This window comes from Candidatus Erwinia haradaeae, assembly GCF_900698925.1.
Lineage (GTDB): Bacteria > Pseudomonadota > Gammaproteobacteria > Enterobacterales > Enterobacteriaceae > Erwinia_E > Erwinia_E haradaeae_I.
Genome location: NZ_LR217713.1, coordinates 432,678 through 458,226, shown reverse-complemented (window position 1 = coordinate 458,226; position 25,549 = coordinate 432,678). Strand labels below are relative to the sequence as shown.

35 protein-coding genes are annotated in these 25,549 nt (G+C 36.6%); all 35 read right to left on the bottom strand.

The window, feature by feature from the left end; translation table 11 throughout:
- Positions 1-73 precede the first annotated feature (73 nt).
- The 35 genes from HACICURV3402_RS01405 to rpsG all read right to left on the bottom strand — a co-directional run bounded on the left by HACICURV3402_RS01405 (position 74) and on the right by rpsG (position 25,469).
- Positions 74-841 carry a class I SAM-dependent methyltransferase gene (locus HACICURV3402_RS01405; RefSeq protein ID WP_232037512.1) on the bottom strand — a complete coding sequence of 256 codons (768 nt, stop codon included), beginning with the start codon at positions 839-841 and terminating at the stop codon, positions 74-76.
- 24 nt (positions 842-865) lie between these two features.
- Positions 866-2,911 carry an oligopeptidase A gene (gene prlC, locus HACICURV3402_RS01400; protein ID WP_157992575.1) on the bottom strand — a complete coding sequence of 682 codons (2,046 nt, stop codon included), beginning with the start codon at positions 2,909-2,911 and terminating at the stop codon, positions 866-868.
- 1,052 nt (positions 2,912-3,963) lie between these two features.
- Positions 3,964-5,406, bottom strand: coding sequence for a bifunctional D-glycero-beta-D-manno-heptose-7-phosphate kinase/D-glycero-beta-D-manno-heptose 1-phosphate adenylyltransferase HldE (gene hldE, locus HACICURV3402_RS01395; protein WP_157992574.1), 1,443 nt, complete (start codon positions 5,404-5,406; stop codon positions 3,964-3,966).
- A 1,687-nt stretch (positions 5,407-7,093) separates the two neighbouring features.
- A complete protein-coding gene (locus HACICURV3402_RS01390; RefSeq protein WP_157992573.1) occupies positions 7,094-7,399 on the bottom strand; it encodes a TusE/DsrC/DsvC family sulfur relay protein in 306 nt (101 codons plus the stop codon).
- A 137-nt stretch (positions 7,400-7,536) separates the two neighbouring features.
- Positions 7,537-7,929, bottom strand: coding sequence for a 50S ribosomal protein L17 (rplQ, locus tag HACICURV3402_RS01385; RefSeq protein ID WP_157992572.1), 393 nt, complete (start codon positions 7,927-7,929; stop codon positions 7,537-7,539).
- A gap of 31 nt (positions 7,930-7,960) precedes the next feature.
- Complete coding sequence (locus tag HACICURV3402_RS01380; protein WP_157992571.1) at positions 7,961-8,956, bottom strand: DNA-directed RNA polymerase subunit alpha; 996 nt, start codon at positions 8,954-8,956, stop codon at positions 7,961-7,963.
- 28 nt (positions 8,957-8,984) lie between these two features.
- Complete coding sequence (gene rpsD / locus HACICURV3402_RS01375) at positions 8,985-9,605, bottom strand: 30S ribosomal protein S4 (RefSeq protein WP_157992570.1); 621 nt, start codon at positions 9,603-9,605, stop codon at positions 8,985-8,987.
- Between the two features lie 35 nt (positions 9,606-9,640).
- Positions 9,641-10,030 carry a 30S ribosomal protein S11 gene (gene rpsK / locus HACICURV3402_RS01370; RefSeq protein WP_157991967.1) on the bottom strand — a complete coding sequence of 130 codons (390 nt, stop codon included), beginning with the start codon at positions 10,028-10,030 and terminating at the stop codon, positions 9,641-9,643.
- A 16-nt stretch (positions 10,031-10,046) separates the two neighbouring features.
- Positions 10,047-10,403, bottom strand: a complete 357-nt coding sequence (gene rpsM, locus HACICURV3402_RS01365) for a 30S ribosomal protein S13 (protein WP_157992569.1) — start codon at positions 10,401-10,403, stop codon at positions 10,047-10,049.
- A gap of 152 nt (positions 10,404-10,555) precedes the next feature.
- Positions 10,556-10,672, bottom strand: coding sequence for a 50S ribosomal protein L36 (rpmJ, locus tag HACICURV3402_RS01360; RefSeq protein WP_157991965.1), 117 nt, complete (start codon positions 10,670-10,672; stop codon positions 10,556-10,558).
- 33 nt (positions 10,673-10,705) lie between these two features.
- A complete protein-coding gene (gene secY, locus HACICURV3402_RS01355; protein WP_157992903.1) occupies positions 10,706-12,058 on the bottom strand; it encodes a preprotein translocase subunit SecY in 1,353 nt (450 codons plus the stop codon).
- Positions 12,048-12,482, bottom strand: a complete 435-nt coding sequence (gene rplO, locus HACICURV3402_RS01350; RefSeq protein ID WP_157992568.1) for a 50S ribosomal protein L15 — start codon at positions 12,480-12,482, stop codon at positions 12,048-12,050. Before rplO ends, secY begins: the two co-directional genes overlap by 11 nt.
- A 4-nt stretch (positions 12,483-12,486) precedes the next feature.
- Complete coding sequence (rpmD, locus tag HACICURV3402_RS01345) at positions 12,487-12,675, bottom strand: 50S ribosomal protein L30 (protein WP_157992567.1); 189 nt, start codon at positions 12,673-12,675, stop codon at positions 12,487-12,489.
- 2 nt (positions 12,676-12,677) lie between these two features.
- Positions 12,678-13,181 carry a 30S ribosomal protein S5 gene (gene rpsE / locus HACICURV3402_RS01340; protein ID WP_157992566.1) on the bottom strand — a complete coding sequence of 168 codons (504 nt, stop codon included), beginning with the start codon at positions 13,179-13,181 and terminating at the stop codon, positions 12,678-12,680.
- A gap of 15 nt (positions 13,182-13,196) precedes the next feature.
- Entirely contained in the window at positions 13,197-13,550 is a 354-nt protein-coding gene (gene rplR / locus HACICURV3402_RS01335; RefSeq protein ID WP_157992565.1) for a 50S ribosomal protein L18, read from the bottom strand.
- 9 nt (positions 13,551-13,559) lie between these two features.
- Positions 13,560-14,093 carry a 50S ribosomal protein L6 gene (gene rplF, locus HACICURV3402_RS01330; protein ID WP_157992564.1) on the bottom strand — a complete coding sequence of 178 codons (534 nt, stop codon included), beginning with the start codon at positions 14,091-14,093 and terminating at the stop codon, positions 13,560-13,562.
- A gap of 12 nt (positions 14,094-14,105) precedes the next feature.
- Positions 14,106-14,498, bottom strand: coding sequence for a 30S ribosomal protein S8 (gene rpsH, locus HACICURV3402_RS01325; RefSeq protein WP_157992563.1), 393 nt, complete (start codon positions 14,496-14,498; stop codon positions 14,106-14,108).
- A gap of 29 nt (positions 14,499-14,527) precedes the next feature.
- A complete protein-coding gene (rpsN, locus tag HACICURV3402_RS01320) occupies positions 14,528-14,833 on the bottom strand; it encodes a 30S ribosomal protein S14 (protein ID WP_157992562.1) in 306 nt (101 codons plus the stop codon).
- 15 nt (positions 14,834-14,848) lie between these two features.
- The gene (rplE, locus tag HACICURV3402_RS01315) at positions 14,849-15,388 is read right to left on the bottom strand and encodes a 50S ribosomal protein L5 (protein ID WP_157992902.1); all 540 of its coding nucleotides are present in this window, start codon (positions 15,386-15,388) and stop codon (positions 14,849-14,851) included.
- 16 nt (positions 15,389-15,404) lie between these two features.
- Positions 15,405-15,719 carry a 50S ribosomal protein L24 gene (rplX, locus tag HACICURV3402_RS01310; RefSeq protein WP_157992561.1) on the bottom strand — a complete coding sequence of 105 codons (315 nt, stop codon included), beginning with the start codon at positions 15,717-15,719 and terminating at the stop codon, positions 15,405-15,407.
- Between the two features lie 9 nt (positions 15,720-15,728).
- A complete protein-coding gene (rplN, locus tag HACICURV3402_RS01305; protein WP_157992560.1) occupies positions 15,729-16,100 on the bottom strand; it encodes a 50S ribosomal protein L14 in 372 nt (123 codons plus the stop codon).
- A 169-nt stretch (positions 16,101-16,269) separates the two neighbouring features.
- Positions 16,270-16,524, bottom strand: coding sequence for a 30S ribosomal protein S17 (gene rpsQ, locus HACICURV3402_RS01300; protein WP_157992559.1), 255 nt, complete (start codon positions 16,522-16,524; stop codon positions 16,270-16,272).
- On the bottom strand, positions 16,524-16,715 hold the full coding sequence (rpmC, locus tag HACICURV3402_RS01295) for a 50S ribosomal protein L29 (RefSeq protein ID WP_157992558.1): 192 nt from the start codon (positions 16,713-16,715) through the stop codon (positions 16,524-16,526). The genes rpsQ and rpmC overlap by 1 nt, the downstream gene beginning before the upstream one ends.
- The gene (gene rplP, locus HACICURV3402_RS01290) at positions 16,715-17,125 is read right to left on the bottom strand and encodes a 50S ribosomal protein L16 (RefSeq protein WP_157992557.1); all 411 of its coding nucleotides are present in this window, start codon (positions 17,123-17,125) and stop codon (positions 16,715-16,717) included. Before rplP ends, rpmC begins: the two co-directional genes overlap by 1 nt.
- A 16-nt stretch (positions 17,126-17,141) precedes the next feature.
- Positions 17,142-17,840, bottom strand: a complete 699-nt coding sequence (rpsC, locus tag HACICURV3402_RS01285) for a 30S ribosomal protein S3 (RefSeq protein WP_157992556.1) — start codon at positions 17,838-17,840, stop codon at positions 17,142-17,144.
- 17 nt (positions 17,841-17,857) lie between these two features.
- Positions 17,858-18,190 carry a 50S ribosomal protein L22 gene (gene rplV, locus HACICURV3402_RS01280; protein WP_157992555.1) on the bottom strand — a complete coding sequence of 111 codons (333 nt, stop codon included), beginning with the start codon at positions 18,188-18,190 and terminating at the stop codon, positions 17,858-17,860.
- Between the two features lie 11 nt (positions 18,191-18,201).
- Positions 18,202-18,480, bottom strand: coding sequence for a 30S ribosomal protein S19 (gene rpsS, locus HACICURV3402_RS01275; RefSeq protein ID WP_157992554.1), 279 nt, complete (start codon positions 18,478-18,480; stop codon positions 18,202-18,204).
- Positions 18,481-18,496: 16 nt separating this feature from the next.
- A complete protein-coding gene (rplB, locus tag HACICURV3402_RS01270; protein ID WP_157992553.1) occupies positions 18,497-19,318 on the bottom strand; it encodes a 50S ribosomal protein L2 in 822 nt (273 codons plus the stop codon).
- Between the two features lie 16 nt (positions 19,319-19,334).
- Entirely contained in the window at positions 19,335-19,637 is a 303-nt protein-coding gene (rplW, locus tag HACICURV3402_RS01265) for a 50S ribosomal protein L23 (RefSeq protein ID WP_157992552.1), read from the bottom strand.
- Entirely contained in the window at positions 19,634-20,239 is a 606-nt protein-coding gene (rplD, locus tag HACICURV3402_RS01260) for a 50S ribosomal protein L4 (RefSeq protein WP_157992551.1), read from the bottom strand. Before rplD ends, rplW begins: the two co-directional genes overlap by 4 nt.
- 11 nt (positions 20,240-20,250) lie before the next feature.
- Positions 20,251-20,880 carry a 50S ribosomal protein L3 gene (gene rplC / locus HACICURV3402_RS01255; RefSeq protein ID WP_157992550.1) on the bottom strand — a complete coding sequence of 210 codons (630 nt, stop codon included), beginning with the start codon at positions 20,878-20,880 and terminating at the stop codon, positions 20,251-20,253.
- A gap of 29 nt (positions 20,881-20,909) precedes the next feature.
- On the bottom strand, positions 20,910-21,221 hold the full coding sequence (rpsJ, locus tag HACICURV3402_RS01250; RefSeq protein WP_157990933.1) for a 30S ribosomal protein S10: 312 nt from the start codon (positions 21,219-21,221) through the stop codon (positions 20,910-20,912).
- Between the two features lie 318 nt (positions 21,222-21,539).
- Positions 21,540-22,724: an elongation factor Tu gene (gene tuf, locus HACICURV3402_RS01245; protein WP_157992549.1), complete on the bottom strand. Its 1,185-nt coding sequence runs from the start codon at positions 22,722-22,724 to the stop codon at positions 21,540-21,542.
- Between the two features lie 72 nt (positions 22,725-22,796).
- Positions 22,797-24,905 (bottom strand): elongation factor G, encoded by a 2,109-nt coding sequence (gene fusA / locus HACICURV3402_RS01240; RefSeq protein ID WP_157992548.1) that lies wholly within the window; start codon positions 24,903-24,905, stop codon positions 22,797-22,799.
- 93 nt (positions 24,906-24,998) lie between these two features.
- A complete protein-coding gene (gene rpsG, locus HACICURV3402_RS01235; protein ID WP_157992547.1) occupies positions 24,999-25,469 on the bottom strand; it encodes a 30S ribosomal protein S7 in 471 nt (156 codons plus the stop codon).
- Positions 25,470-25,549: the final 80 nt, after the last annotated feature.

Genomic DNA, 25,549 nt, shown 5'->3' with positions numbered 1-25,549 from the left:
AAAATTCGTATCAATATTGATGCAGAAAAAATAAAATTTTTAAAATATATTTTTTATCAAATAAATCAGTTGATCATTCAGATTTAAAACTATTAATTGGAGAATAAATATCAAAACGATGTTTTTTAGTTTTTATAATATGATCTGTATGTATCATCGATAAAGCTGGAGCATTACGTGGTCGTTTGACTACCACGCGCTTCTTTGCTAAAATTCGAGCAGGATGTAAAAGTGAATCTGCATCTGTATCCATTCCTACCAAAGACTGTAAAATGCGCATTTCTTTCTTTACTAAAGACTTTTTTTTCTTTAATGGATACATAGGATCAAGATAAACTACATCTGGTAGAGGATCAATATTTGGTGATACTAGTAAACTGGAAAAAGGTAACAGAATCATATGTTCACTTAACCATGAACCTATTTTTGTATCAGTATAACCACGACGCAATCCATCATCCAGTAATGCTGCTACAACAGGATTACGCTCTAACATACGAACATGGCAACCAAGCATTGCTAAAATAAAAGCATCACGACCAAATCCTGCTGTCGCATCCAGGATATTAGGAAAATAATTTTTTTTAATACCTACAGCTCTAGCTATCGCTTCAGATATTCCTCCACCAAACTGACGTCGATATGTTATACTTTTACAGAAAAAATTGACAAATATATTGCCAAGTGCAGGTTCATTAAGATTACATACTGTAAGATAATCAGCTTTAGCTATAAGTATTATAGAGCTTTGTGGATCATGAATTAGACTCCATCGCATGAGTAAACTAGACAGGGCATTTTGATATTTATTGTCTGATTTATCTAACAAACAAACACGCACTAATAAATTACCTCCTAATAAGCTTTACAATTTTATCCCATTTTGATAGAGAAATGCATCTATTTGTGGTTTATGACCACGGAATCGATAAAATAATGTCATAAAATCTTCTGACCCACCACGCATTAAAATATTTTCAAGAAAAGACAGACCGATTTCATGGTTAAAAACACCATTTTTTTCAAAAAGAGACCAGCAGTCTGCCGATAAAACAGAAGACCATAAATAGCTATAATATCCCGACGCATAGCCACCGGAAAAGATATGACTAAATGCATGTGGAAATCGATTCCATTCTAATTGAGGAAGAATAGATATCTGATTGTGAACATCGTGAAAAATATCTAAAATTTTTATATTATCATCTTTATTAAAATTTTGGTGTAAACGAAAATCAAATAATGAAAACACTATCTGACGCTGAATAGATAGTGCTGATTGATAATTTTTAGCTTCTAATATTTTAGATATTAACTCATCCGATAATGGCTCAAATGTCTGATAATGTTCAGAAATAATTTTTAGTGACTCTGGATGCCAACACCATTGTTCCATCAACTGACTGGGTAACTCAATGGCGTCCCACGGAACCCCATTAATCCCAGATATTGAAGGTATATCAATTTTTGTTAGAATATGATGCAGCCCATGCCCAAACTCATGGAAAAGAGTAATTACTTCGTTATGGGTAAATAACGCCGGTTGAGTATGAAGCGGTTGAGTAAAGTTACAAACTAAATAAGCTACTGGTTTCTGCAGAAATCCATTCGATTTCCGCATACGACTAACGCATTCGCCCATCCAAGCTCCGCTTTGTTTATGATCACGTGAATATAGATCAAGAAAAAAACTTCCTTGAAGATCATCTTCATGATTAAAAATATCAAAGAATCGCACATCTTTATGATAAACTTCTACATCATACCGCTCCTTACACTTCATACCAAAAACACGCTGTATTATTTCAAATAAACCATTAAGAACACTATATTCAGGAAAGTAAACTCGAAGATCTTCACTGTTAAAGTTATATAAATATTGTTTATATTTTTCACTGTAATAAGGAATATCCCAAGGTTGTAATTCATTAATATAGTATGTTCTTTTTACGAAATTAGTTAATGTCATGAACTCTAATTTTGCACTTGGTCTCACTTTTTCTGCAAGATCACTTAAGAATTGAGAAACCTGCGTGGGAGTTTCAGCCATTTTAGTTACTAATGATTGAGCAGAGTAGGAAGAAAAACCCAATAATTCAGCTAACTCATAACGAAGCCTCACTTCTTCTTTCATTACTTCTGTGTTATCCCACTTACCAGCATAGGGGCCTCGATCTGATGCACGTGTTAAATAAGCTCGATAAATTTCTTCGCGTAAACACTGTTTATCACAGTAAGTTAAGACTGATAGATAACTAGGATAATCTAATGTCAACAACCAACCTACGCGATCTTGATCTGCTGCTTTTATTTTAGTGGATAAAATCGAGCTTTCCGGGATTCCGGAAAGCTCGATTTTATCTGTAATTAATTTACTCCATGCCAGAGTAGAATCTAATACATTATTGCTGTATTGAGATGCAAGAGTGGATAAGCGTAGAGTAATCTCTCCATATCGATGTTGCATCTCTTGAGGGAGGTCGATCCCAGATAACTTAAAATCACGCAGAGCATGCTTAATTGTTCTTTGTTGCGCAAGGCTTAAAGCTTTATAAATATGAGCCTGATTTTTAATATTGTTATATGCCTGGTATAAAACCTTATTCTGACTAATCCACGTTCTGTGCTCTTCTACAAGAATTAATACTTCTTCATAAGCCAAACGTAATGCAGGGGTATTTTGAACTGAGTTCAAATGACTTGCTAATGCAAATAAACGATTCAATTCATCAGTGGCTTCATTTATAGGCTGAACCAAGTTGTTCCAGCAATATGGACCGCCTTGAGTCACTATTCTTTTTATTACTAAACGACAATGATCCAGCGTTTTAGTTATAGCTGGTACTATGTCTTTAGATTGAATGCTATAAAACGGAGGTAATGTAAAAGGAAGAAGTAAAGGATTAACCATCAGACAGTCCTATAAATATAGTATATCATTATATTGCAAAGTAATAATATCTCTGGTGATAATGAGAAGAATATGATAAAAATATTTATTCAAAAAAATACGGTCATCTTTTATAGACTAAATAAAAAGTTATTCTGTTATAATTTAGCTGGATACATAGTAAAAAACATGTACATTGCCTATATAATATTCTAAAAATTGAAAAACATTCTTCTATATTTATATATCGAAATACGAAATACTATTATTACAAAATAAAAATAATTCATATACGATGTTCTTTTAGTAGTAAAAGAATTAACTTATTAAGTAGTAAATTATATTAATAATGAATGTCTTTTTTACCGAACTTATATTAGCTGTATACTATAATTGTTTTATTTTTTTATATTGTAAATATCTAAACTCTTAATGGAAAAGGTAATAAATATTGTTATTACATTTTCGTAAATCGTTTATTGATTCTCAAAAAAATAAAATTATCTACTTTAGAAAACTGGTAGATAGGATCTAGATCCTATTACACTTAATTCTAAAAAAATAATTAAAAAATTCAGTCTGTATTACAATTAATTTATTTAAAAATAACATATTTGTCATTAAATACATGCATTATCTTAAAACAAATTCATAGAACCCTTCCTATCTATTACTAGATCTATTATTTTAACCATAGTTATGGATGGTTATTCTTTGTTTTGATTAATATAAAAAATTAATCTATAAACTTTTTAAAAGTTCATTCTTTTAAAAAAAATAACTTTAATAAAACCTATATAATTATATAGATGTAACTTCTTATGTAATTTATAATTTCATATTATAAAGTTATAAATTACACTCATAATATTTAATGCCTTTAAAATAATTACAAACAAACTACTCATATTATATACCACTTGAAACAATTATATGATATTTTCTGTACATAATCATATATATTTAAGATGTTTTATTTAATTATTATATGATATATAAGTTATCTTCTAGTACTTTTATCAAACTATCTTACTATTAAGATAGATTAACTGTTAAATTTAAAAAGTCAGCGCTCAGTGACTATCTTTTCCTCTAATAATCCTTTTTATAATATTGCTAGTAGTAATCCCATCTTCAAAGTTTAACACTCTTACACTACCACCATTATCTAACACCTCTTTACTTCCTGCAATCTCTTCAATTGTGGATTTATAATCACCACCCTTTACTAGAAAATCAGGAAGTATTTTTGTAATTAGCCGCTTTGGTGTGTCATCATCAAAACTAATTACCCAATCAACAGATTTCAACCCACCTAATACTCGCATTCGATTGATAAGTGAATTAACTGGTCGCGCCATGCCTTTTAAGCGACGAGTGGATAGGTCACTATTTACTGCTACAATTAGACGATCTCCTAATTTACGCGCGTTGGATAAATAAGACACATGCCCTGCATGCAGGATATCAAAAACACCGTTCGTCATTACTATCGTTTCACCACGTTGACGGGATTTTCTAATTTCAATCATCAGCTGCGCTTCATTAATCATTCTACCACCCTCTTTAAATCTCATGTGCATAGCATGGTCAAGCTCGACTGCAGATACGGTTGAGGTACCAATCTTACCTACGGCTACCCCTGCTGCTATATTTGCAAAGAAACAACTTTCTTCCAGGGTGTAACCAGCCGCTACAGAAGTTGCTACTACACTAATTACTGTGTCTCCTGCTCCAGTAACATCATAGACCTCTTTTGCTTGAGTTGGCATATAGAAAGGATTTTGACCTGGTTGTAATAATATCATCCCATGTTCGGAGCGAGTAATAAGTAATCCAGAAAATGCATTATCTTGCATTAATCTTGTACCTTTTTGAAGAATAGCATCTTCATTCTTACATTTTCCTACAGCTTTTTCAAATTCATGTAAATTTGGTGTAATTAATGTAGCTCCATAGTAACGAGAAAAATCATTACCTTTAGGATCTACTAAAATCGCAATACCTTTATTTCGTGCTAAAGTAATGATAGTTTGAACATTGGCTAAAGCGCCTTTATCATAATCAGACAAAACAATCGCCCGGATATGTGGTAAAAATTTATATATTCGATCATAAATAAGCTCGGAATGAATTTCTTCTATTTTTTCTTCAAAATCTAAACGAATAAGTTGTTGATTACGTGCTAAAACACGTGTTTTAATAATAGTAGAATAATTATCAACAGAAATAAAATCATATATTACATTCACATTGTCCAGAGCTTTTCGTAAAGATTTTGCAGCCTCATCAGCTCCAATAAAACCAATAAGATAAGGTTGGGCGCCTAATGCAACAATATTCATAGCAACATTAGCAGCACCACCAGGACGATCTTCTATATGATTGACTTTTACTACTAAAACTGGTGCTTCAGGAGAAATTTTTGGTGTAAGTCCGTACCAATACTGATCTAATAACACATCTCCTACTATTAACACGCCAACACCTGTAAAGTTAGGCAGGGTAATGTTCATTACATAAGCTCCACATGCATACAACTCACCGCATGAACTAATAAAATCAATTCAAATACGAAAATAGTTTCTATATAGTAATTACTACTATATATATTATCTGTATTTTATAATAAAGGCACCATTCCTGTAAGTCTTATATGTGTAGTTATGCATTAAAATATAACAAGCTTGTCAAAAAAGAAACCACATAAAATATTCTTATGTGATTTATAAATCACTCTAATAACTATGGTAATATTTCGCCTTGCCTAATTTTTTTTTATTTTTTTCAAAATTTCTACAAAAACCAATTAATAAGCTATAACATTTATCCTGTATAAAAATGCAAGAGATAACATATAATTATCAATTATATAATCGAAATTAGTTTATCATTACCCAACAAATAGAAATATATATATTTTCTATTAACCTTTTTTTTGCTAGTATGGTCAAGAAATAGAACGATTCTATATAGATAGATCTAATTAGGATCATCTCCTAATGTCTTGCTGATCTCCATAAAAGATAAATTTCTTGACTCTACAAATCCTTAAACATTTCAAATTATCACTATCGTGATAAACAAAACATTTATAAAAAATATAAAAAACCTTAGATTTGAACAAAGCCTTATAGGTGTGAATTAAAATAATAGATATCATCTATACTATTTCTATATGCATATAATTATAATATAGAAGTATATCATTCTGCATTATAAAACACTTATACAGAGTCTGCCAACATAATTAGAATAAATTTTAAACCCCATTCTTATACATCTAGTATGTGTGAACTAATCTTCCATACCTCTTCTGATGCGGATAAGTATGGAATATCCTGATTTTACTTTTTCATCCCAAAAATCGTAGTATCTATATTGATTTTACATATCAAGATAGATATGACTGAATATGACAGATTATTAAAATAATAATATAGAAAAATACATCTCTTATCTATATTCAAATTTGATAATCATCAAGAATAACCATCTTAAACATAAGCAAAGTACAAATAACACTAATTTATTTTATCATTAAGAACTGTAATTCTTATAAATATTGAGTCTCTAAACAAGAAAAAATAATAGGATATAAATAACTTATTTATATACCGATTTCAAGTAATCTTATGTTTTAAAGAATGATAATTCTTATCTTTTATAATATCCATTATATTACATAAAATCATTAAATCAACACATAACTCATCTGTACTAATATAATTATATTAATACATAAAACTAAATGTTATGACCATGGAACATGATAACTATCTAATCTCATCAGTATTTTCTCTTCATATAAAAAATAGATGTTCTCTGATAAATTTATAAGGAACATAAAAACTATACACTATAGTTTATTTTATATCAACGATATCTTATATTGCATTAATCACTTGCACTAAAAAATAAAAGATCAATACACTCCAACCAAATTACATACCATCAGAAAAAATCAGTAAAATTATATTTCAAATAATTCATAGCTATCTTATTGCACATGGAATGTACACTCAATATGAGTAGTATTGTAGTTTATCAATATCAAACTTACCAATATACAATCAATCTACCTTGTAAAAATCAGGACTAATTTCTATCTTCAATTAACACTTTCTTTTTAACTACTACTACTCATAGTAGATGAGTTGATATATTTATCACTCATATTGAAGCTGATAGCTCTCTATTTAATTAGAGACAATTACTAGGCTTAGGAAGACCAGCAATTTTAGTGGCTTGTTTTGCTGGTCCTTTTGGGAACAGACGAAACAGATAACGACTATTCCCTTTCCCTTTACCATGCCTATTTTGTATCATCCTGACTAACATATGCACTGTCGGAGAAATATTAAATTCTATATAAAAGCTGCGAACTAAATAAATAATTTCCCAATGAGACGGACTGAGATTAATACCATCCTCTTTTGCAATTTTTTTTGCAATATCTTCCGTCCAATCTTCTACAGACAAAAGATAACCTTCTACATCACGATCCATTTCCTTATAAAGGTCTCTGTGTTAGAATTAACTCTTCTGAATCTCTGATCTTCTTATGCGCAATTTTAAAAGATAAATATATTATTTTACAAAATATTATGACTAACATCATTGATATATTATAAAATATAGATCAATTACCTTATATTTTCAGAGCCTGTATTTATCGTTTCTGGCCGACCAACTAGCGCAATATAAACCATAGGAGCATGATCACTAACACGTACACCACACTTCCAAATATGGATATAACCACCAGGTCGATCTATGAAACGTGGGCCTAGTTGATTAAACAGTTTTTTCACAATCTCATTATCACGAATTCGAGAAAAAACTAGACGACGATTAGCAAGGCTATCAGTTTTAGAAAGAGTAATCAATGGTTCAATGATACGACGAAGTTCTTTGGCTTTCGCTACAGTTGTCTTAATTAATTCATAGCGAATTAATGAGGCGGCAATGTTTCGAAACATTGCCTGACGATGGCTGCTATTTCGATTTAGTTGACGCCCGATTTTACGATGGCGCATGACTTTATCCTTTTATAATAAGACTTTAACTTTATATCGTATGATTAATTAGTAATGCTGGCGGCCAATTTTCTAAACGCATTCCCAATGATAAATTACGAGAAGCCAAAACATCTTTAATCTCAGTTAAAGACTTTTTACCAAGATTGGGCGTTTTAAGCAACTCAACTTCAGTACGTTGCACTAAATCACCAATATAGTGAATAGATTCCGCTTTAAGACAATTAGCAGAACGAACTGTTAATTCAAGATCATCAACTGGACGCAATAAAATTGGATCAAATTCTGGTTTTTCTTCTTTTACTTCTGGTTGACGCACATCCCGCAAATCAACGAATGCCTCTAATTGATCTGCTAAAATAGTGGCTGCTCGACGAATGGCCTCTTCAGGATCAATAGTGCCATTCGTTTCCATTTCAATAACCAACTTATCTAGATCAGTGCGCTGATCAACACGAGCAGCCTCAACATTATAGGCGATACGCTCTACAGGACTATAGCAGGCATCAACTAAAAGGCGCCCAAGTGGTCTCTCATTTTCTTCTGAATAAGTGCGAGAAGAAGCAGGTACATATCCTCGACCACGCTCTACTTTCATTCTGATCACAATAGTAGAATTTTCTGAGGTTAAATGACAAATCACATGGTTTGGTTGAACAATCTCAACATCAGAATCATGTATAATATCAGAAGCAGTTACAGGACCAATACCTGATTTATGCAAAGTTAACGTTGCTTCATCTTTTCCATTAACTCTGACCGCCAAACCTTTTAGATTAAGTAGAATATCTAGAATATCTTCCTGTACACCCTCTTTAATAGAGTACTCATGTAGTACTCCATCAATTTCAACCTCTGTAACAGCGCAACCAGGCATTGAGGATAATAAAATACGACGTAGCGCATTACCAAGAGTATGACCGAAACCACGCTCTAAAGGTTCAAGGGTGACCTTGGCATGTGTTACGCTAACTTGCTCAATATCTACTAAACGCGGTTTGAGAAACTCTATCACAGAACCCTGCATTGTATCCTCTCTTTAGCACAACTCTACTTTACTTTGAATAAAGCTCAACTATCAGATGCTCATTAATGTCTGCAGTAAGATCGGTACGCTCTGGGATATGCTTAAAAATGCCTTCCATCTTATTCATATCCAATTCGATCCAACTTGGTTTTTCACGCTGATTAGATAATTCTAAAGCAGCTTTTAAACGAGATTGTTTTTGAGCCTTTTCACAAATACTGATAATATCATTTGGCTTTACCTGATACGAAGCAATATTTACCACTCGTCTATTTACCATAATTAATTTGTGACTAACAAGTTGACGCGCCTCTGATCGTGTGGTGCTAAAACCGATACGATATACTACATTATCAAGACGACTCTCTAAAAGCACTAAGAGTTTTTCGCCAGTATTTCCTCTCAGACGAGCAGCCTCTTTGTAATAATTACAAAATTGACGTTCTAATACTCCATACATACGACGCACTTTCTGTTTTTCACGCAACTGCCCACCATAGTCAGATAAACGCGATTTACGTATTCCATGTTGACCAGGAGCTTGTTGTAACTTACATTTTGTGTCGATTGTACGAACACCAGATTTCAGAAATAAATCTGTGCCTTCACGACGGCTCAGTTTTAATACTGGACCTAAATATCTTGCCATGTCTGTCTCCAGAATTCCTTAATAACAGGCCGCTCTTATACACGACGCTTTTTAGGCGGACGACAACCGTTATGAGGGATCGGAGTCACATCAGTAATATTTGTGATGCGAAAACCTGCTGCGTTCAGGGCACGAATCGTCGATTCGCGCCCTGGACCTGGACCCTTAACCATAACCTCTAAGTTTTTAATTCCATAATCTTTTACAACTTCTGCGCAATGTTCTGCGGCAACCTGTGCAGCAAATGGAGTAGACTTACGAGAACCTCGAAATCCAGAGCCACCGGCTGTTGCCCAGCCTAAAGCATTGCCTTGACGATCGGTAATAGTCACAATGGTGTTATTAAAAGACGCGTGAATATGCGCAACACCATCAGATATTTGCTTTCTTAAACGCTTACGTGCACGAACTGGTGCCTTTGCCATTATTTAATCACTCAGACTATTTTTTAATTGGTTTACGCGGACCTTTGCGAGTACGTGCATTAGTCTTCGTACGTTGTCCTCGAACTGGTAAGCCGCGTCTATGACGTAAACCTCGGTAACACCCGAGATCCATCAGACGTTTAATGCTCAGAGTGACTTCGCGACGAAGATCACCCTCAACAACAAATCTTGACACTGCATCACGCAGCATGTCGATATTCTCTTCGGATAGCTCACTGATCTTAACATTTTCGTTAATCCCCGTTGATTTACAGATAAGCTGTGAACGAGTTTTTCCGATACCGAAAATTGTAGTTAATGCAATGACGGTATGTTGATGATCAGGAATGTTAATGCCTGCTATACGGGCCACTATGCACTCCTATAAATTCACTACAACTAATGTCTCTCTATCCAACAAGCGCATCACGAAAGCGATAAGATGAGAATGAATAGAAATTTGATATATGAACTACTTAATCTATCCAGCTCCTTGCAATTTTGCAAGAAAAATATACTACTAAATTAACCTTGTCTCTGTTTATGCTTGGGTTCAGCGCTACAAATTACACGAACAATTCGATTTCGTCGAATAATTTTACAATGACGACATAACCTTCTAACAGACGTACATACTTTCATTTTAAGTCTCCATGACTTCTTTTAATCATATTACTAACTAGTATAATCTTTTAAATTAGCCTTTTTTAAAACAGAATCATACTGATTTGACATAAGTAAAGTTTGTAATTGAGCGATAAAATCCATGATAACAATAACAACAATAAGCAACGAAGTACCACCAAAATAAAACGGTACTTTCATTGCATCTCTTAAAAACTCTGGAATCAAGCAAATAAAAGTAACATATAACGCACCAATCAATGTTAGGCGCATCATTACCTTGTTAATATATTTTGCCGTCTGTTCCCCTGGACGAACACCTAATATAAATGCACCACACTTTTTTAAATTATCAGCTGTTTCTCTTGAATTGAAAACAAGTGCTGTATAAAAAAAAGAGAAGAAAATAATGGCTATGATATAAAGTAATAAATAAAGAGGTTGATTAGGTTGTAATAACATGGAAATTTCTGTCAACCAATCCCAACCAACTCCTCCACCGAACCAAGAAGAAATAGTAGCTGGAAGTAATATTAGACTAGAAGCAAAGATAGCTGGGATAACCCCAGCCATGTTCACTTTCAATGGTAAGTGCGTTCTATGTGTAGAATATGCACGACGACCCTGCTGACGCTGTGCGTAATGGACTATAATACGTCGTTGACCACGTTCAACAAATACCACAAAAAAAGTTACAGAAAATACTAATACCACAACCGTTAACAATAAAAAAAAGTTGAGATCACCTTGCCTTGCTTGCTCAAGAGTATGACCGATTGCAGGAGGTAAGCCCGCAACAATACCTGCAAAAATAATAATCGAAATGCCGTTTCCTACACCTCTCTCAGTGATTTGCTCACCTAACCACATCAAAAACATTGTTCCAGTAACTAAGCTTATAATAGCAGTTATATAGAAAGAGAAATCTGGATGTAAAACTAATCCTCGCATACCAGGCAAATTAGGTAAACCCGTAGCTATTCCAATTGACTGAATAATGGCTAATATTAATGTACCATAACGAGTATATTGAGCAATCTTACGACGCCCAATTTCCCCCTCTTTTTTAATCTCAGATAAGTATGGGTTCACTATGCTTATTAACTGAATAATAATTGATGCTGAAATATATGGCATAATCCCTAACGCAAAAACAGATGCACGACTTAAGGCACCACCAGAGAACATATTAAACATTTCAAGAATAGTGCCACGTTGTTGTTCAAGAAGATTCGAAAAAATGGTGACGTCCACGCCTGGAATTGGAATAAAAGAACCAATGCGAAAGACAATGAGAGCTATAATAATAAATACAACTCTAGACTTTAGTTCATCAACACTACTTTTTTGACTTAAAAGATTGAATTTTGTCTTCTTAGATAACTTCGAGTGATTATTCCTCAATTGTACCGCCAACCTCTTTAATAGCGGACCGCGCACCTTTAGTTACACGTAAACCGCGAATGATTACTGGCGCAGAAATTGTGCCAGACATAATAACTTTGACAAACTTTGTGTTTATACTTATCAGACGAGCTTCTTTTAAAGAATTTAGTTCAACAAAATCACCTTTAATTTTAGCTAAATCGGATAAACGTACTTCTTTAGTAACCATAGATTTTCTGGATGTAAAACCAAACTTAGGCAGACGCCTATATAAAGGCATCTGTCCACCCTCAAATCCACGATTAGGGCCCCCACCAGAACGTGATTTTTGTCCTTTATGACCTCGTCCTGCAGTCTTTCCAAGACCAGATCCAACACCTCGACCAAGACGTTTAGGCGTAGTTTTAGATCCGTCAGCTGGGGATATGGTATTTAAGTACATCGTTTTACGCCTCTTTTTCTTGTATTGTAATCATGTGGGAAATTGAGTTTACCATACCACGAATAGACGGTGTGTCATTACGCTCCACAGTCTGATGAATGCGACGCAAACCTAATCCAAGTAATGTTGCTTTGTGTTTAGGTAGGCAACCGATAGAGCTTTTAGTTTGAGTAACTTGAATAGTCTTAGCCATAATTAATATCCCACAATATCTACAATTGATTTACCACGCTTGCTTGCAACAACTTCTGGAGACTTCATTTTTATAAGACCATCTAATGTTGCACGAACGACATTAATTGGATTCGTAGAACCATAAGTTTTAGCTAAAACATTATGAACACCAGCGACTTCTAATACTGCACGCATGGCGCCACCTGCAATAATACCAGTACCTTCTGAAGCGGGTTTCATAAAAATATGAGAACCTGTATGAACCCCTTTTACAGCATGTTGTAAAGTCCCGTTATTTAACGCAATAACAATCATATTTCTACGGGCTTTTTCCATTGCTTTCTGAATTGCCGCTGGAACTTCACGAGCTTTACCGTAACCGAAACCCATGCGACCATTACCATCACCAACTACAGTTAATGCAGTAAACGAGAAAATACGACCACCTTTAACGGTTTTAGAAACTCGATTTACCGAGATTAGTTTTTCTTGTAGTTCACCAACTTGTTTTTCAATATGCACCATCTTATGCCTCATAGCCTATAACAGTAAACCAGCTGAACGAGCAGAATCTGCTAACACCTGGATACGCCCATGATACTGAAAACCAGATCGATCAAAAGACACGCGAACAATACCTTTCTCAATAGCTCGTTCAGCAATAATTTTTCCAACCTCTACCGCAGCTTTTTTATTTCCAGTATGCGTTAATTTTTCACGAATCACTTTTTCTACTGTAGAAGCTGATACCAAAACAGCTGATCCACTTGGAGTAATTATTTGTGCATAAATATGATGTGGAGTGCGGTGAACAACTAATCGAATAGCACCAAGCGCTTTCAATTTACACCGTAGACGAGTTGCTCGTCGCAGACGGGCAGATTTTTTATCCATAATACCACCTTACTTCTTCTTAGCTTCTTTACTACGTACAGTTTCATTAAAATAACGAATCCCTTTACCTTTATAAGGCTCCGGGGGGCGATAGGCACGAATATTAGCTGCAACCTGGCCTAGTAATTGTTTGTTAGCACCTTTTAAAAGAATTTCTGTCTGACTAAGACATTCCGCAGTAATACCCGCCGGAAGAACATGCTCAATCGTATGAGAGAATCCCAGGGTTAAATTCAGTCTATTGTCTTTTAGACTTACACGATAACCTACACCAACTAGCTGTATTTTTTTAAAAAAACTACCGATTACACCAAGTATCATAGAATCAACCAAGGAACGCGAAGTGCCTGCCTGAGCCCATCCATCTAAAAAACCTTTTCTTGGAGAAAAAATTAAAGAATCCTTAAATCTCTTTACTTCTACGGATTGATGAAGAGTACGAGTTAACTCACATGTAATACTTTTAATCGAAATAACTTGACCATTCAATCCTACTTCTACACCGGAAGGGATTATAATAGGTGCTTTAGCAATACGAGACATTTCCCTCTCCGATTACGCCACATAGCAAATAATTTCGCCGCCTAGACCAAACTGTCGAGCCACACGATCAGTCACGACACCCTTAGAAGTAGAAACTATAGCAATACCTAGACCTGCCATTACTTTTGGTAGAGCGTCTTTACGTTTAAAAATACGCAAACCAGGACGACTAACACGTTGAATATTTTCAACAACAGCCTTACCTTGAAAATATTTAAGCGTTAATTCTAATTCTAACCGACAACCACCTCTAGTCTTATATTCTAATATGTAACCTTCTTCCTTTAATACCTTGGCAATTGCCATTTTTAATCCAGAAAAAGGCATTCTAACTAAAACTTTATTTGCAGACTGCCCATTACGAATACGAGTCAACATATCAGCGATTGGATCTTGCATGCTCATTTATATGTACTCCCATGAGATAGGTAATACTACCAACTAGCTTTTTTTAAACCAGGAACCTCACCACGCATAGCGGCTTCACGCAATTTCATTCGGCTTAAACCAAATTTACCTACATAGCCATGTGGTCGACCAGTTTGGCGACATCGATTTCTCTGACGAACAGGACTAGAATCACGTGGTAAAGTTTGTAACTTTAGCATAGCTTCCCATCGATCTGAAGTTAAAGTATTCGGGCCAGAAATAATAGCTTTTAGCGCTTCACGTTTGACTCGATACTTATCAGCTGTTTTCACACGAAGAAGCTCACGCTCTTTTAATGCTTTCTTGGCCATAAAAAGACACCCCCTTTATTTACGGAATGGAAAATTAAATGCTTCTAACAGCGCAAGACCTTCATTATCAGATTTTGCAGTCGTAGTGATGGTAATATCCATCCCACGAACACGATCCACTTGATCATAATCAATTTCAGGAAAAATAATCTGCTCACGTACCCCTATACTATAATTTCCATGTCCGTCAAAAGATTTAGTAGACAAACCTCGAAAATCACGAACACGTGGAATAGCAATAGAAATAAGTCGCTCCAAGAACTCCCACATTCGATCACTGCGAAGTGTTACTTTACAGCCAATTGGATAGTCTTGACGAATTTTAAAACCTGCAATTGACTTACGCGCTTTAGTGATACAAGGTTTTTGACCAGAGATTACTGTTAAATCAGCTACTGCACTATCTAGTAGTTTTTTATCAGAAATCGCTTCACCAACACCCATATTTAAAGTAATCTTCTCAAATCGAGGAACCCTCATGGGAGAACGGTATTCAAAATCAGCCATAATTTTTTTCACTACTGTTTTCTTATAAAAATCATGTAATGCCGCCATGGTGTACTGCTCCAACTTACTGAATAATTTCACTGTTTGACTTAAAAAAACGAACTTTTTGCCCATCCTTAAACCTAAATCCTATGCGATCTGGCCTACCGGTGACTGCATTGAAGAATGCAACATTAGAAATGTGAATCGGAGTTTCTTTTGTAATAATTCCACCTGATTGATTTGAAGATGAAGTAGGTTTCTGGTGTTTTTTAATTAAGTTAATTCCATCAACTATAACCTTTCCTTCAACTAAAACTTCTCGCACTATTCCTTGTTTTCCTTTATCCCTTCCAGTTAACACAATGACTATATCACCGCGTCTGATTTTGGCTGCCATACTTACTCCTTATAATACCTCTGGTGCCAGAGAGATAATTTTCATAAACCGTTCACAACGCAACTCACGAGTTATGGGACCAAAAATTCGTGTGCCAATAGGTTGCTCACTTTGATTATTCAATATAACACATGCATTACTATCAAAACGAATTACAGAACCATCTGGACGACGAACACCTTTTTTGGTGCGCACAACTACTGCTTTTAATACATCACCCTTTTTAACTTTACCACGTGGGATTGCTTCTTTAATGGTTACTTTAATAATATCTCCTACTCCTGCACAACGGCGGCGAGATCCGCCTAGAACTTTAATACACATAACGCGCCGTGCACCAGAATTATCGGCTACGCTCAGCATAGTCTGTTCTTGAATCATTGTCATACTCCGCTTAGTTCAATTGCCACTGTGAAACCTTCTTAATCTTATTTATAGACCGCCATCTTTAGACAGAAAAATATTATAACACCGCTAGTCACGTATAGATAGAAATAATAAACGGCTCCCACGAGCCGTTAATCTAAACCTTTAACTATAGAAAATCCCACTACAAAATTACTTTTTCTATAACAGAAACCAAAGTCCAAGATTTAGTCTTAGACAATGGACGGCATTCACGAATGCTCACTGTATCACCGATATTACATTCATTTTTCTCATCATGTACATGTAATTTTGTCGTACGCTTAATAAATTTTCCGTATACTGGATGTTTCACAAATCGCTCAATGGCTACAACAATAGATTTTTCCATCTTGTTACTCATAACTCTACCTTGCAAAGTACGGATTTTATCGGTCATCACGCCCCTGCCTTTTCAGTTAATAAAGTCTTAATCCGCGCAATTTTACGGCGAACCTGTTTAAAAATATGAGTTTTTTTACACTGATTAGATCGTGCCTGCATACGCAAATGAAACTGTTCTTGTAATAATTTTAATAGCTGACTATTCAGCTCTTCTGCACTTTTTGTGCAGACTTTCATTTCTCTCATTACATCACCGTTTTAGTTATAAAGGTGGTTTTGATGGATAATTTAGATGCTGCTAGTTTACAGGCCTCCCGAGCTAACTCTTCCGACACGCCATCAATTTCATATAAAACTTTACCAGGCTGGACAAGAGCGACCCAGTACTCTACATTTCCTTTCCCTTTACCCATGCGAACTTCTAATGGTTTCTGAGTAATCGGTTTATCTGGAAAAACGCGAATCCAGATTTGACCTTGACGTTTAACAGCGCGAGTCATAGCACGACGTGCTGCTTCAATCTCTCGAGCAGTAAGGCGACCACGGTCTATAGCTTTCAAACCAAAAAAACCGAAGCTAATATCTGTACCCTGCGCTAGGCCGCGATTACGACCTTTTTGCATTTTACGAAATTTGGTACGCTTTGGTTGTAACATTGGTGACTCTCCTTACTTACTTACGACTTTTTCGTTGTTTCTTTTTAGGTGGAGCTACCTTTTCCGGTTGCTCAACCTCAGCCATACCACCCAGGACTTCACCCTTAAAGATCCAAACCTTAACACCAATGACACCATAAGTTGTATGCGCTTCAGCAATATTATAATCAATGTCTGCTCGGAGGGTGTGAAGAGGGACACGCCCTTCTCGATACCATTCTGTACGCGCGATTTCTGCTCCACCTAAACGTCCACTAACTTCAACTTTAATCCCCTGAGCACCTAAACGCATTGCATTTTGTACTGCTCGTTTCATGGCTCGTCGAAACATCACTCTACGCTCTAACTGTGAAGCAATGCTATCAGACACAAGTTTTGCATCTAATTCTGGTTTTCGCACTTCAGAAATATTAATTTGCGCTGGAACACCGGCTATATCCGCTACTACTTTTCGCAGTTTTTCTACATCTTCGCCTTTTTTTCCAATAACAATACCAGGACGAGCTGTGTGAATAGTGACACGAATGCTCTTAGAAGGTCTTTCAATAACGATACGAGAGATAGATGCTTTATTAAGTTCTTTCATAAGAAATCGACGAACTTTAAAATCACTATCTAAATTATCAGCAAACTCTTTGGTATTCGCAAACCAAGTCGAACTCCAAGGCTTCACAATACCCAAGCGAATACCATTTGGATGTACTTTCTGACCCATTGTTCATCTCCAGTGCCTCAGCAATCAGACACAGCTACAGTAATATGGCTAGTACGCTTTAAGATTCGATCCGCTCGACCTTTAGCGCGCGGCATAGTACGTTTCATGCTTGGGCCTTCATCAACAAAGATCTTAGTGATTTTTAAATTATCAATATCAACACCATCATTGTGTTCAGCGTTTGCAATAGCGGATTCTAAAACTTTTTTTACTAATACCGCAGCTTTTTTGTTAGTATAAATTAAAATCTCTAAAGCTTTCGACACTTTCTTTCCACGCACAAGATTTGCAACCAAACGAATCTTCTGCGCAGAAGAACGAGCGCGACACTGTCTTGCGATAGTTTCCATCTCCCTCTCTCTTAACGCTTTTTAGCTTTTTTATCCGCAGAATGACCGCGGTATGTACGAGTAGGAGAAAATTCACCTAGTTTGTGACCAACCATGTCATCAGATATAAAGATAGGAACATGATGACGTCCATTATGGACAGCGATAGTCAAACCAACCATCTTAGGAAAGATGGTTGAACGACGTGACCAAGTACGCACTGGTTTCTTTTCTCCAGTGGCCAAGACTTTCTCTACCTTCTTCAGCAAGTGTAGGTCAATAAATGGCCCTTTCTTGAGAGAACGTGGCATTTTTTATCCTCTAAAATTATTTACTACGTCGACGAACGATGAATTTATTAGTCCGCTTGTTACTCCGTGTTTTCTTACCCTTTGTTTGCAAACCCCAAGGAGAGACTGGGTGTTTACCGAAATTACGCCCTTCCCCACCCCCATGTGGATGATCTACAGGGTTCATTGCTGTACCACGGACAGTAGGACGAACACCTCGCCAACGAGCAGACCCTGCTTTACCTAAAACACGCAACATATGCGCGCTATTGCCAACTTCTCCAAGAGTTGCTCGACAATCGGATGGAACCTTACGTATCTCACCAGAACGTAGACGCAAAGTAACATAAGACCCTTCTCGTGCAACAATCTGTACGTATGTACCGGCTGAACGCGCAATTTGCCCACCTTTACCTGGTTTCATTTCTACATTATGTATGGTGGAACCAACTGGCATATAACGCATTGGTAATGCATTACCAAGTTTAATGGCAACATTAATACCAGATTGAATCTGATCACCTACTTTAATCCCCTGTGGGGCTAAAATATAACGACGCACACCATCTTTATATAAAATCAATGCAATATTTGCAGAACGATTCGGATCATATTCAAGACGCTCAATTGTTGCTGGCACATCATCTTTATTTCTTTTACAATCGATCACCCGATACGCTTGCTTGTGCCCACCACCGATGTGACGAGTTGTGATACGACCCAAATTATTTCGACCACCAGTTTTACTATTTTTTTCTATTAAAGGAGCAAAAGGCTTACCTTTATATAACTCTGGATTCACCACTTTCACTACGTGACGACGTCCCGGAGATGTCGGTTTACATTTAACCAGCGTCATGATTCTTTCCTCAGGTCTACTCAACACCACCGAATAAATCTAGAGTTTGACCTTTTGTCATAGTGATATAAGCTTTTTTCCAGTTACTACGACGACCAATACGCTGCTTATGACGTTTGGATTTTCCTTTAACCAACACAGTATTCACATCTTTTATCTTCACTGAAAAAAGTCTCTGTACAGCGGTTTTTATTTCTAATTTTGTAGCATCGTTAGAAACTTTAAGGACAATAGTATTCGTTTTTTCTAGCACTCTGGATGCTTTCTCAGAGAAGTGTGGCGCACGCAGAACTGTTAGTAGACGCTCTTCCCACCTCATACTAATATCTCCTCTATTCTTTTCACTGCATCGGCAGTTATAAGAACTTTCTCAAAAGCAATCAAGCTAATTGGATTAATATTTGCTATATCACGTACGTCAACTTTATATAGATTTCTGGATGCTAATCGTAAATTTTCCTCTAACATCACAGTGATTATCAATACATCCTCTAGATTCATCTCTTGTAGTTTCTTTAGTAGACACCTTGTTTTAGCTAATTCCAAAGAAAACTTCTGAACAATAATTAGTCGATCTTGACGTATCAATTCCGATAAAATACTTTTCAGCGCGCCACGATACATCTTTCGATTAATTTTCTGACTATGATTTTGAGGTTTAGCAGCAAAAGTGACACCACCAGATCGCCAAATTGGACTTTGTAAAGAACCGGCCCGAGCACGACCAGTTCCTTTTTGTCGCCATGGTTTTTTCCCTGATCCAGTAACTTCTCCGCGAGTTTTCTGAGAACGAGTTCCCTGACGAGCACCCGCCGCATAAGCAACTACCACTTGATGAACTAATGCTTCGTTAAAATCACAACTGAAGATAGTGTTGGAAACATTGATAGCGCTTGGCGCGTCTTTCAAAACTAATTCCATGTCTATCCCCCTTAGGCCTTCACAGCTTCTTTAATGACAAGATCGCTACCAACAGAACCAGGTACTGAGCCTCTAACTAAAAGAATATTTCTATCATAATCAATACGAACAACCCTAAGACTCTGAATAGTTACACGTTTGTTACCCATCTGACCTGCCATTTTCTTACCTTTAAACACTTTTCCAGGCGTCTGATTTTGACCAATAGAACCTGGAACACGATGAGACAGTGAATTACCGTGACTAGCATCTTGAGTTCTAAAATTCCATCGTTTTACTGTACCTGTAAAGCCCTTTCCCTTAGATAACCCACTCACATCTACTTTTTTTATATCAGCAAAAATATCAATATTAATGCTTTGTCCAACCCTGAACTCAGAGATATTCGGAATTCGAAACTCCCATAAACCACGCCCAGCCATAACACCAGCTTTAGAAAAGTGCCCTGCTTCAGGCTTAGTAATACGATGAGATTTTTTTACACCAGTAGTAAGCTGAAGAGAGTTATAACGCTCTTTACCAACTTTTTTTACCTGGGTGATACGATTCTCTTCCAATTCAATTACAGTTACAGGTATAGAAACACCATCTTCTGTAAAAACACGGGTCATACCTAATTTCTTACCAACTAAACCAATCATCTCTTCCCCTAGCTTCTTTAATCAGCTTATTAACCTAGACTGATTTGCACATCTACACCGGCAGCAAGATCCAAGCGCATAAGTGCATCAACCGTTTTTTCAGTGGGCTCAACAATATCAACTAGACGCTTATGCGTACGAATTTCATACTGATCGCGCGCATCTTTGTTCACGTGAGGAGAGATCAAAATCGTGAAGCGCTCTTTACGAGTCGGCAATGGAATAGGACCACGTACTTGCGCACCAGTTCGTTTAGCGGTTTCTACAATCTCCATTGTTGATCGATCAATTAAACGATGATCAAACGCTTTCAACCGGATTCGAATTCTTTGGTTCTGCATGAGACCAGAACTCCAATTTATTTATAAAAGAAAAGAATTAGTACTGTCATCTATTATATCTGATTAGATGCAAGCAATTTTTTAACGTAAATAACTAAAAAAACCAATCATTAATAACAAATATCAACACACTGATCTAAACAGCTATAAACCATAGACTACAATAATCACTGATGACATTATAGTATATCTGAAAGTAAATCAACTGTAATATTATTCAGTTCGATACTCTAATAAATACCATAGAACTATAGAAAGATAAAAGAGCGCATGCGCTCTTTTATCTTTCTATAGAGACTATATACAAAAATACGCGCATTAAGAAACTATTTTAGAGACTATACCCGCTCCAACAGTGCGACCCCCTTCACGAATGGCAAAACGCAAACCTTCGTTCATGGCAATGGGATGGATTAAGTTTACAACCATTTTGATATTATCTCCTGGCATAACCATCTCCACACCTTCTGGTAACTCAATAGTACCTGTCACATCGGTGGTGCGAAAATAGAACTGTGGACGATATCCTTTAAAAAATGGAGTATGACGCCCTCCTTCTTCTTTAGATAAAATATACACTTCTGACTCAAATTGAGTATGCGGTTTTATCGTCCCTGGTTTAGATAAAACCTGACCTCTCTGAATATCCTCTCGCTTTATACCTCGAAGCAAAATACCACAATTTTCACCAGCACGCCCTTCATCTAAAAGCTTACGAAACATTTCCACTCCAGTGCAGATGGATTTAACGGTATCTTTAATACCCACAATCTCCACTTCTTCGCCAACTCTAATAATGCCACTCTCAACACGACCAGTAACAACAGTACCCCGACCGGATATAGAGAAGACATCCTCAATTGGCATTAAGAATGATTTATCAATAGAACGCTTGGGTTCTGGTATGTAGTTATCTAAATGAGAAGCTAATTCTAGGATTTTAGCCTCCCACTCTTCTTCACCTTCTAATGCTTTTAATGCAGATCCATAGACAATAGGTGTTAGATCGCCTGGGAAATCATATTGAGACAATAAGTCACGAACTTCCATTTCCACTAATTCAAGCAATTCCTCATCATCTACCATGTCACACTTGTTTAGAAAAACAATTATGTAGGGCACCCCCACCTGTCGACCAAGTAAAATATGTTCACGAGTCTGTGGCATTGGCCCATCTGTGGCAGCAACCACTAAAATTGCCCCATCCATCTGAGCGGCACCAGTGATCATATTTTTGATATAATCAGCATGACCTGGGCAATCAACATGCGCATAATGCCGAGTTACAGTGTCATATTCAACATGTGAAGTATTGATAGTAATCCCGCGTGCTTTTTCTTCTGGTGCGTTATCTATTTGATCAAAAGCGCGAGCAGTACCGCCGTAAGTTTTAGCCAGTACAGTTGTAATAGCAGCAGTTAAGGTGGTTTTTCCATGGTCAACGTGCCCAATAGTGCCAACATTGACGTGTGTTTTAGAGCGTTCAAATTTTTCTTTAGCCACAGCGATATTCCTTACTTTTTGTGCTTACCTAATAATAAGTAAACACGGGACTAATTACATAAACCCAAAAACTTATTTACCACGAGCTTCAATAATAACTTGAGAAACATGGTTAGGTGCTTCAACGTATTTCAAGAATTCCATAGAGTATGAAGCGCGACCCTGAGTCTGTGAGCGGAGGTCAGTTGCATAGCCAAACATAGAAGACAATGGCACTTGAGCACATACTGTCTTTCCGGTAGAAGACTCTTCCATACCTTCAATCAGGCCTCGTCGTCGATTCAGGTCACCAATTACATCACCCATGTACTCTTCTGGAGTATCAACCTCTACTTTCATGACAGGTTCAAGAAGAACAGGTCTGGCTTGACGAAACGCAGATTTAAAAGCTAAAGACGCAGCTATTTTAAACGCTAACTCAGAAGAATCTACATCATGATATGAGCCATAATGCAAACGGACCTTAACATCCACAACAGGATATCCTGCTAAAGGCCCGGACTTGAGCTGCTCCTGAATTCCTTTATCAACTGCTGGAATAAATTCTTTAGGAATGGTACCACCGACAATATCATTAATAAACTGATAACCCAGACCACCAGACTCCAAAGGACACATATCGATCACAACATGACCAAATTGGCCTCGACCACCAGATTGCTTAATATATTTACCTTCAACATCTGTAACAGATGTACGGATGGTTTCACGGTAAGCCACCTGAGGCTTACCAACGTTAGCTGAGACATTAAATTCACGTTGCATTCGATCTACTAATATTTCTAAATGCAGTTCACCCATACCAGCAATTATAGTCTGGGATGACTCTTCATCTGTCCAAACACGAAATGAAGGATCTTCTTTTGCCAGTCGACCAAGAGCCATTCCCATTTTTTCCTGATCCGCTTTTGTTTTTGGCTCCACTGCTACAGAAATTACTGGTTCAGGAAAATCCATGCGCTCTAATATAATTATATTGTTTGTATCACACAGAGTATCACCTGTGGTCACATCTTTTAAACCAATAGCAGCAGCTATGTCGCCTGCGCATACCTCTTTGATTTCTTCACGTTTATTAGCGTGCATTTGCACAATTCGACCCAATCGCTCACGCTGAGCTTTTACAGAATTCATAACAGTATCACCGGATTTTACAACACCAGAATATACACGGAAGAAAGTTAAGTTTCCCACAAATGGGTCGGTGGCAATTTTAAATGCTAATGCAGAAAAAGGAACCGAATCATCTGCACTACGTAGAGCTGGAGTATCTTTTCCGTCATCTAAAATTCCATTAATTGCGCTCACATCAGTTGGGGCAGGTAAATATTCAATCACTGAATCGAGCATCGCTTGCACACCTTTGTTCTTAAAAGCAGATCCACAAGTAACTAAAATTATTTCATTGTTTAAAACACGCTTCCTTAAAGCATTTTTAATTTCTTGTTCAGTAAACACTTTTCCACTAAGATACTTATCCATTAACTCTTCAGAAGATTCTGCTGCAGACTCAAGTAATTTTTGGTGCCAATCCTCGGCAGACTTCTTCATTGTTAAAGGGATTTCCTCATATGAAAAAGTTAAACCCTGATCACTATCATTCCAGTTGATAGCTTTCATCTTAATCAAATCAATCACACCAGTAAATCTATCTTCTGCGCCAATAGCTAGTTGGATTGGAACTGGGTTTGCTGATAAACGCGATTTTATCTGATTTACTACTCTAAGAAAATTAGCCCCCATACGATCCATTTTATTAATAAAGGCAATACGTGGTACTTTATATTTATTAGCCTGACGCCAGACAGTTTCAGACTGTGGCTGCACGCCTCCAACGGCACAATAAACCATTACTACACCATCCAGTACACGCATCGAACGCTCAACTTCAATAGTAAAATCAACATGTCCTGGAGTGTCAATAATATTGATTCGGTGTCGCTTAAACTGATTAGCCATACCCGACCAAAAAGCAGTAGTTGCCGCAGAAGTAATAGTAATTCCACGCTCTTGTTCCTGAGCCATCCAATCCATTGTAGCTGCGCCATCATGTACTTCACCAATTTTATGGTTTACACCAGTATAAAACAGGATACGCTCAGTAGTCGTTGTCTTACCAGCATCGATATGCGCACTAATACCGATATTGCGGTAGCGTGTTATGGGTGTACTACGAGCCATGTGTTTCCTCTAATTTTCGAGCATTCTCAGTTAGTTAATCCTAGTGATATTATTTATTTTATTTTACACGGATTAATCACAAATACATCGCTATTACCATCGGTAATGAGCAAAAGCCTTATTAGCTTCAGCCATACGGTGCACGTCTTCACGTTTTTTTACTGCAGATCCTCTGTTTTCAGAAGCCTCAGACAGTTCATGAGCCAAACGAAGCGCCATAGATTTATCACTGCGCTTTCGCGCGGATTCTACAATCCAACGCATTGCTAATGTATTACGACGAACCGGGCGAACCTCAACAGGAACTTGATAAGTAGAACCACCTACCCGACGAGATTTCACTTCAACAGTTGGTCGAACATTATCTAGAGCTGTTTCGAATATTTCTAATCCGTTTTTACTAATTTTACTAGATACATTAGCTAGTGCATTATAAACAATAGTCTCAGCAATAGATTTCTTACCATTCTTCATCAGAATATTAATAAATTTTGCTAAGAGATCTGATCCAAATTTAGGGTCTGGAAGAATTTTACGTTGACTGATGATACGACGACGTGGCATAAGTAGTACTCCGTAAGTTCATTCAGGATGCCAAACACTTTATATGCGCGTCATAAGAGCGTTTTGAGTTATTCTCTTTG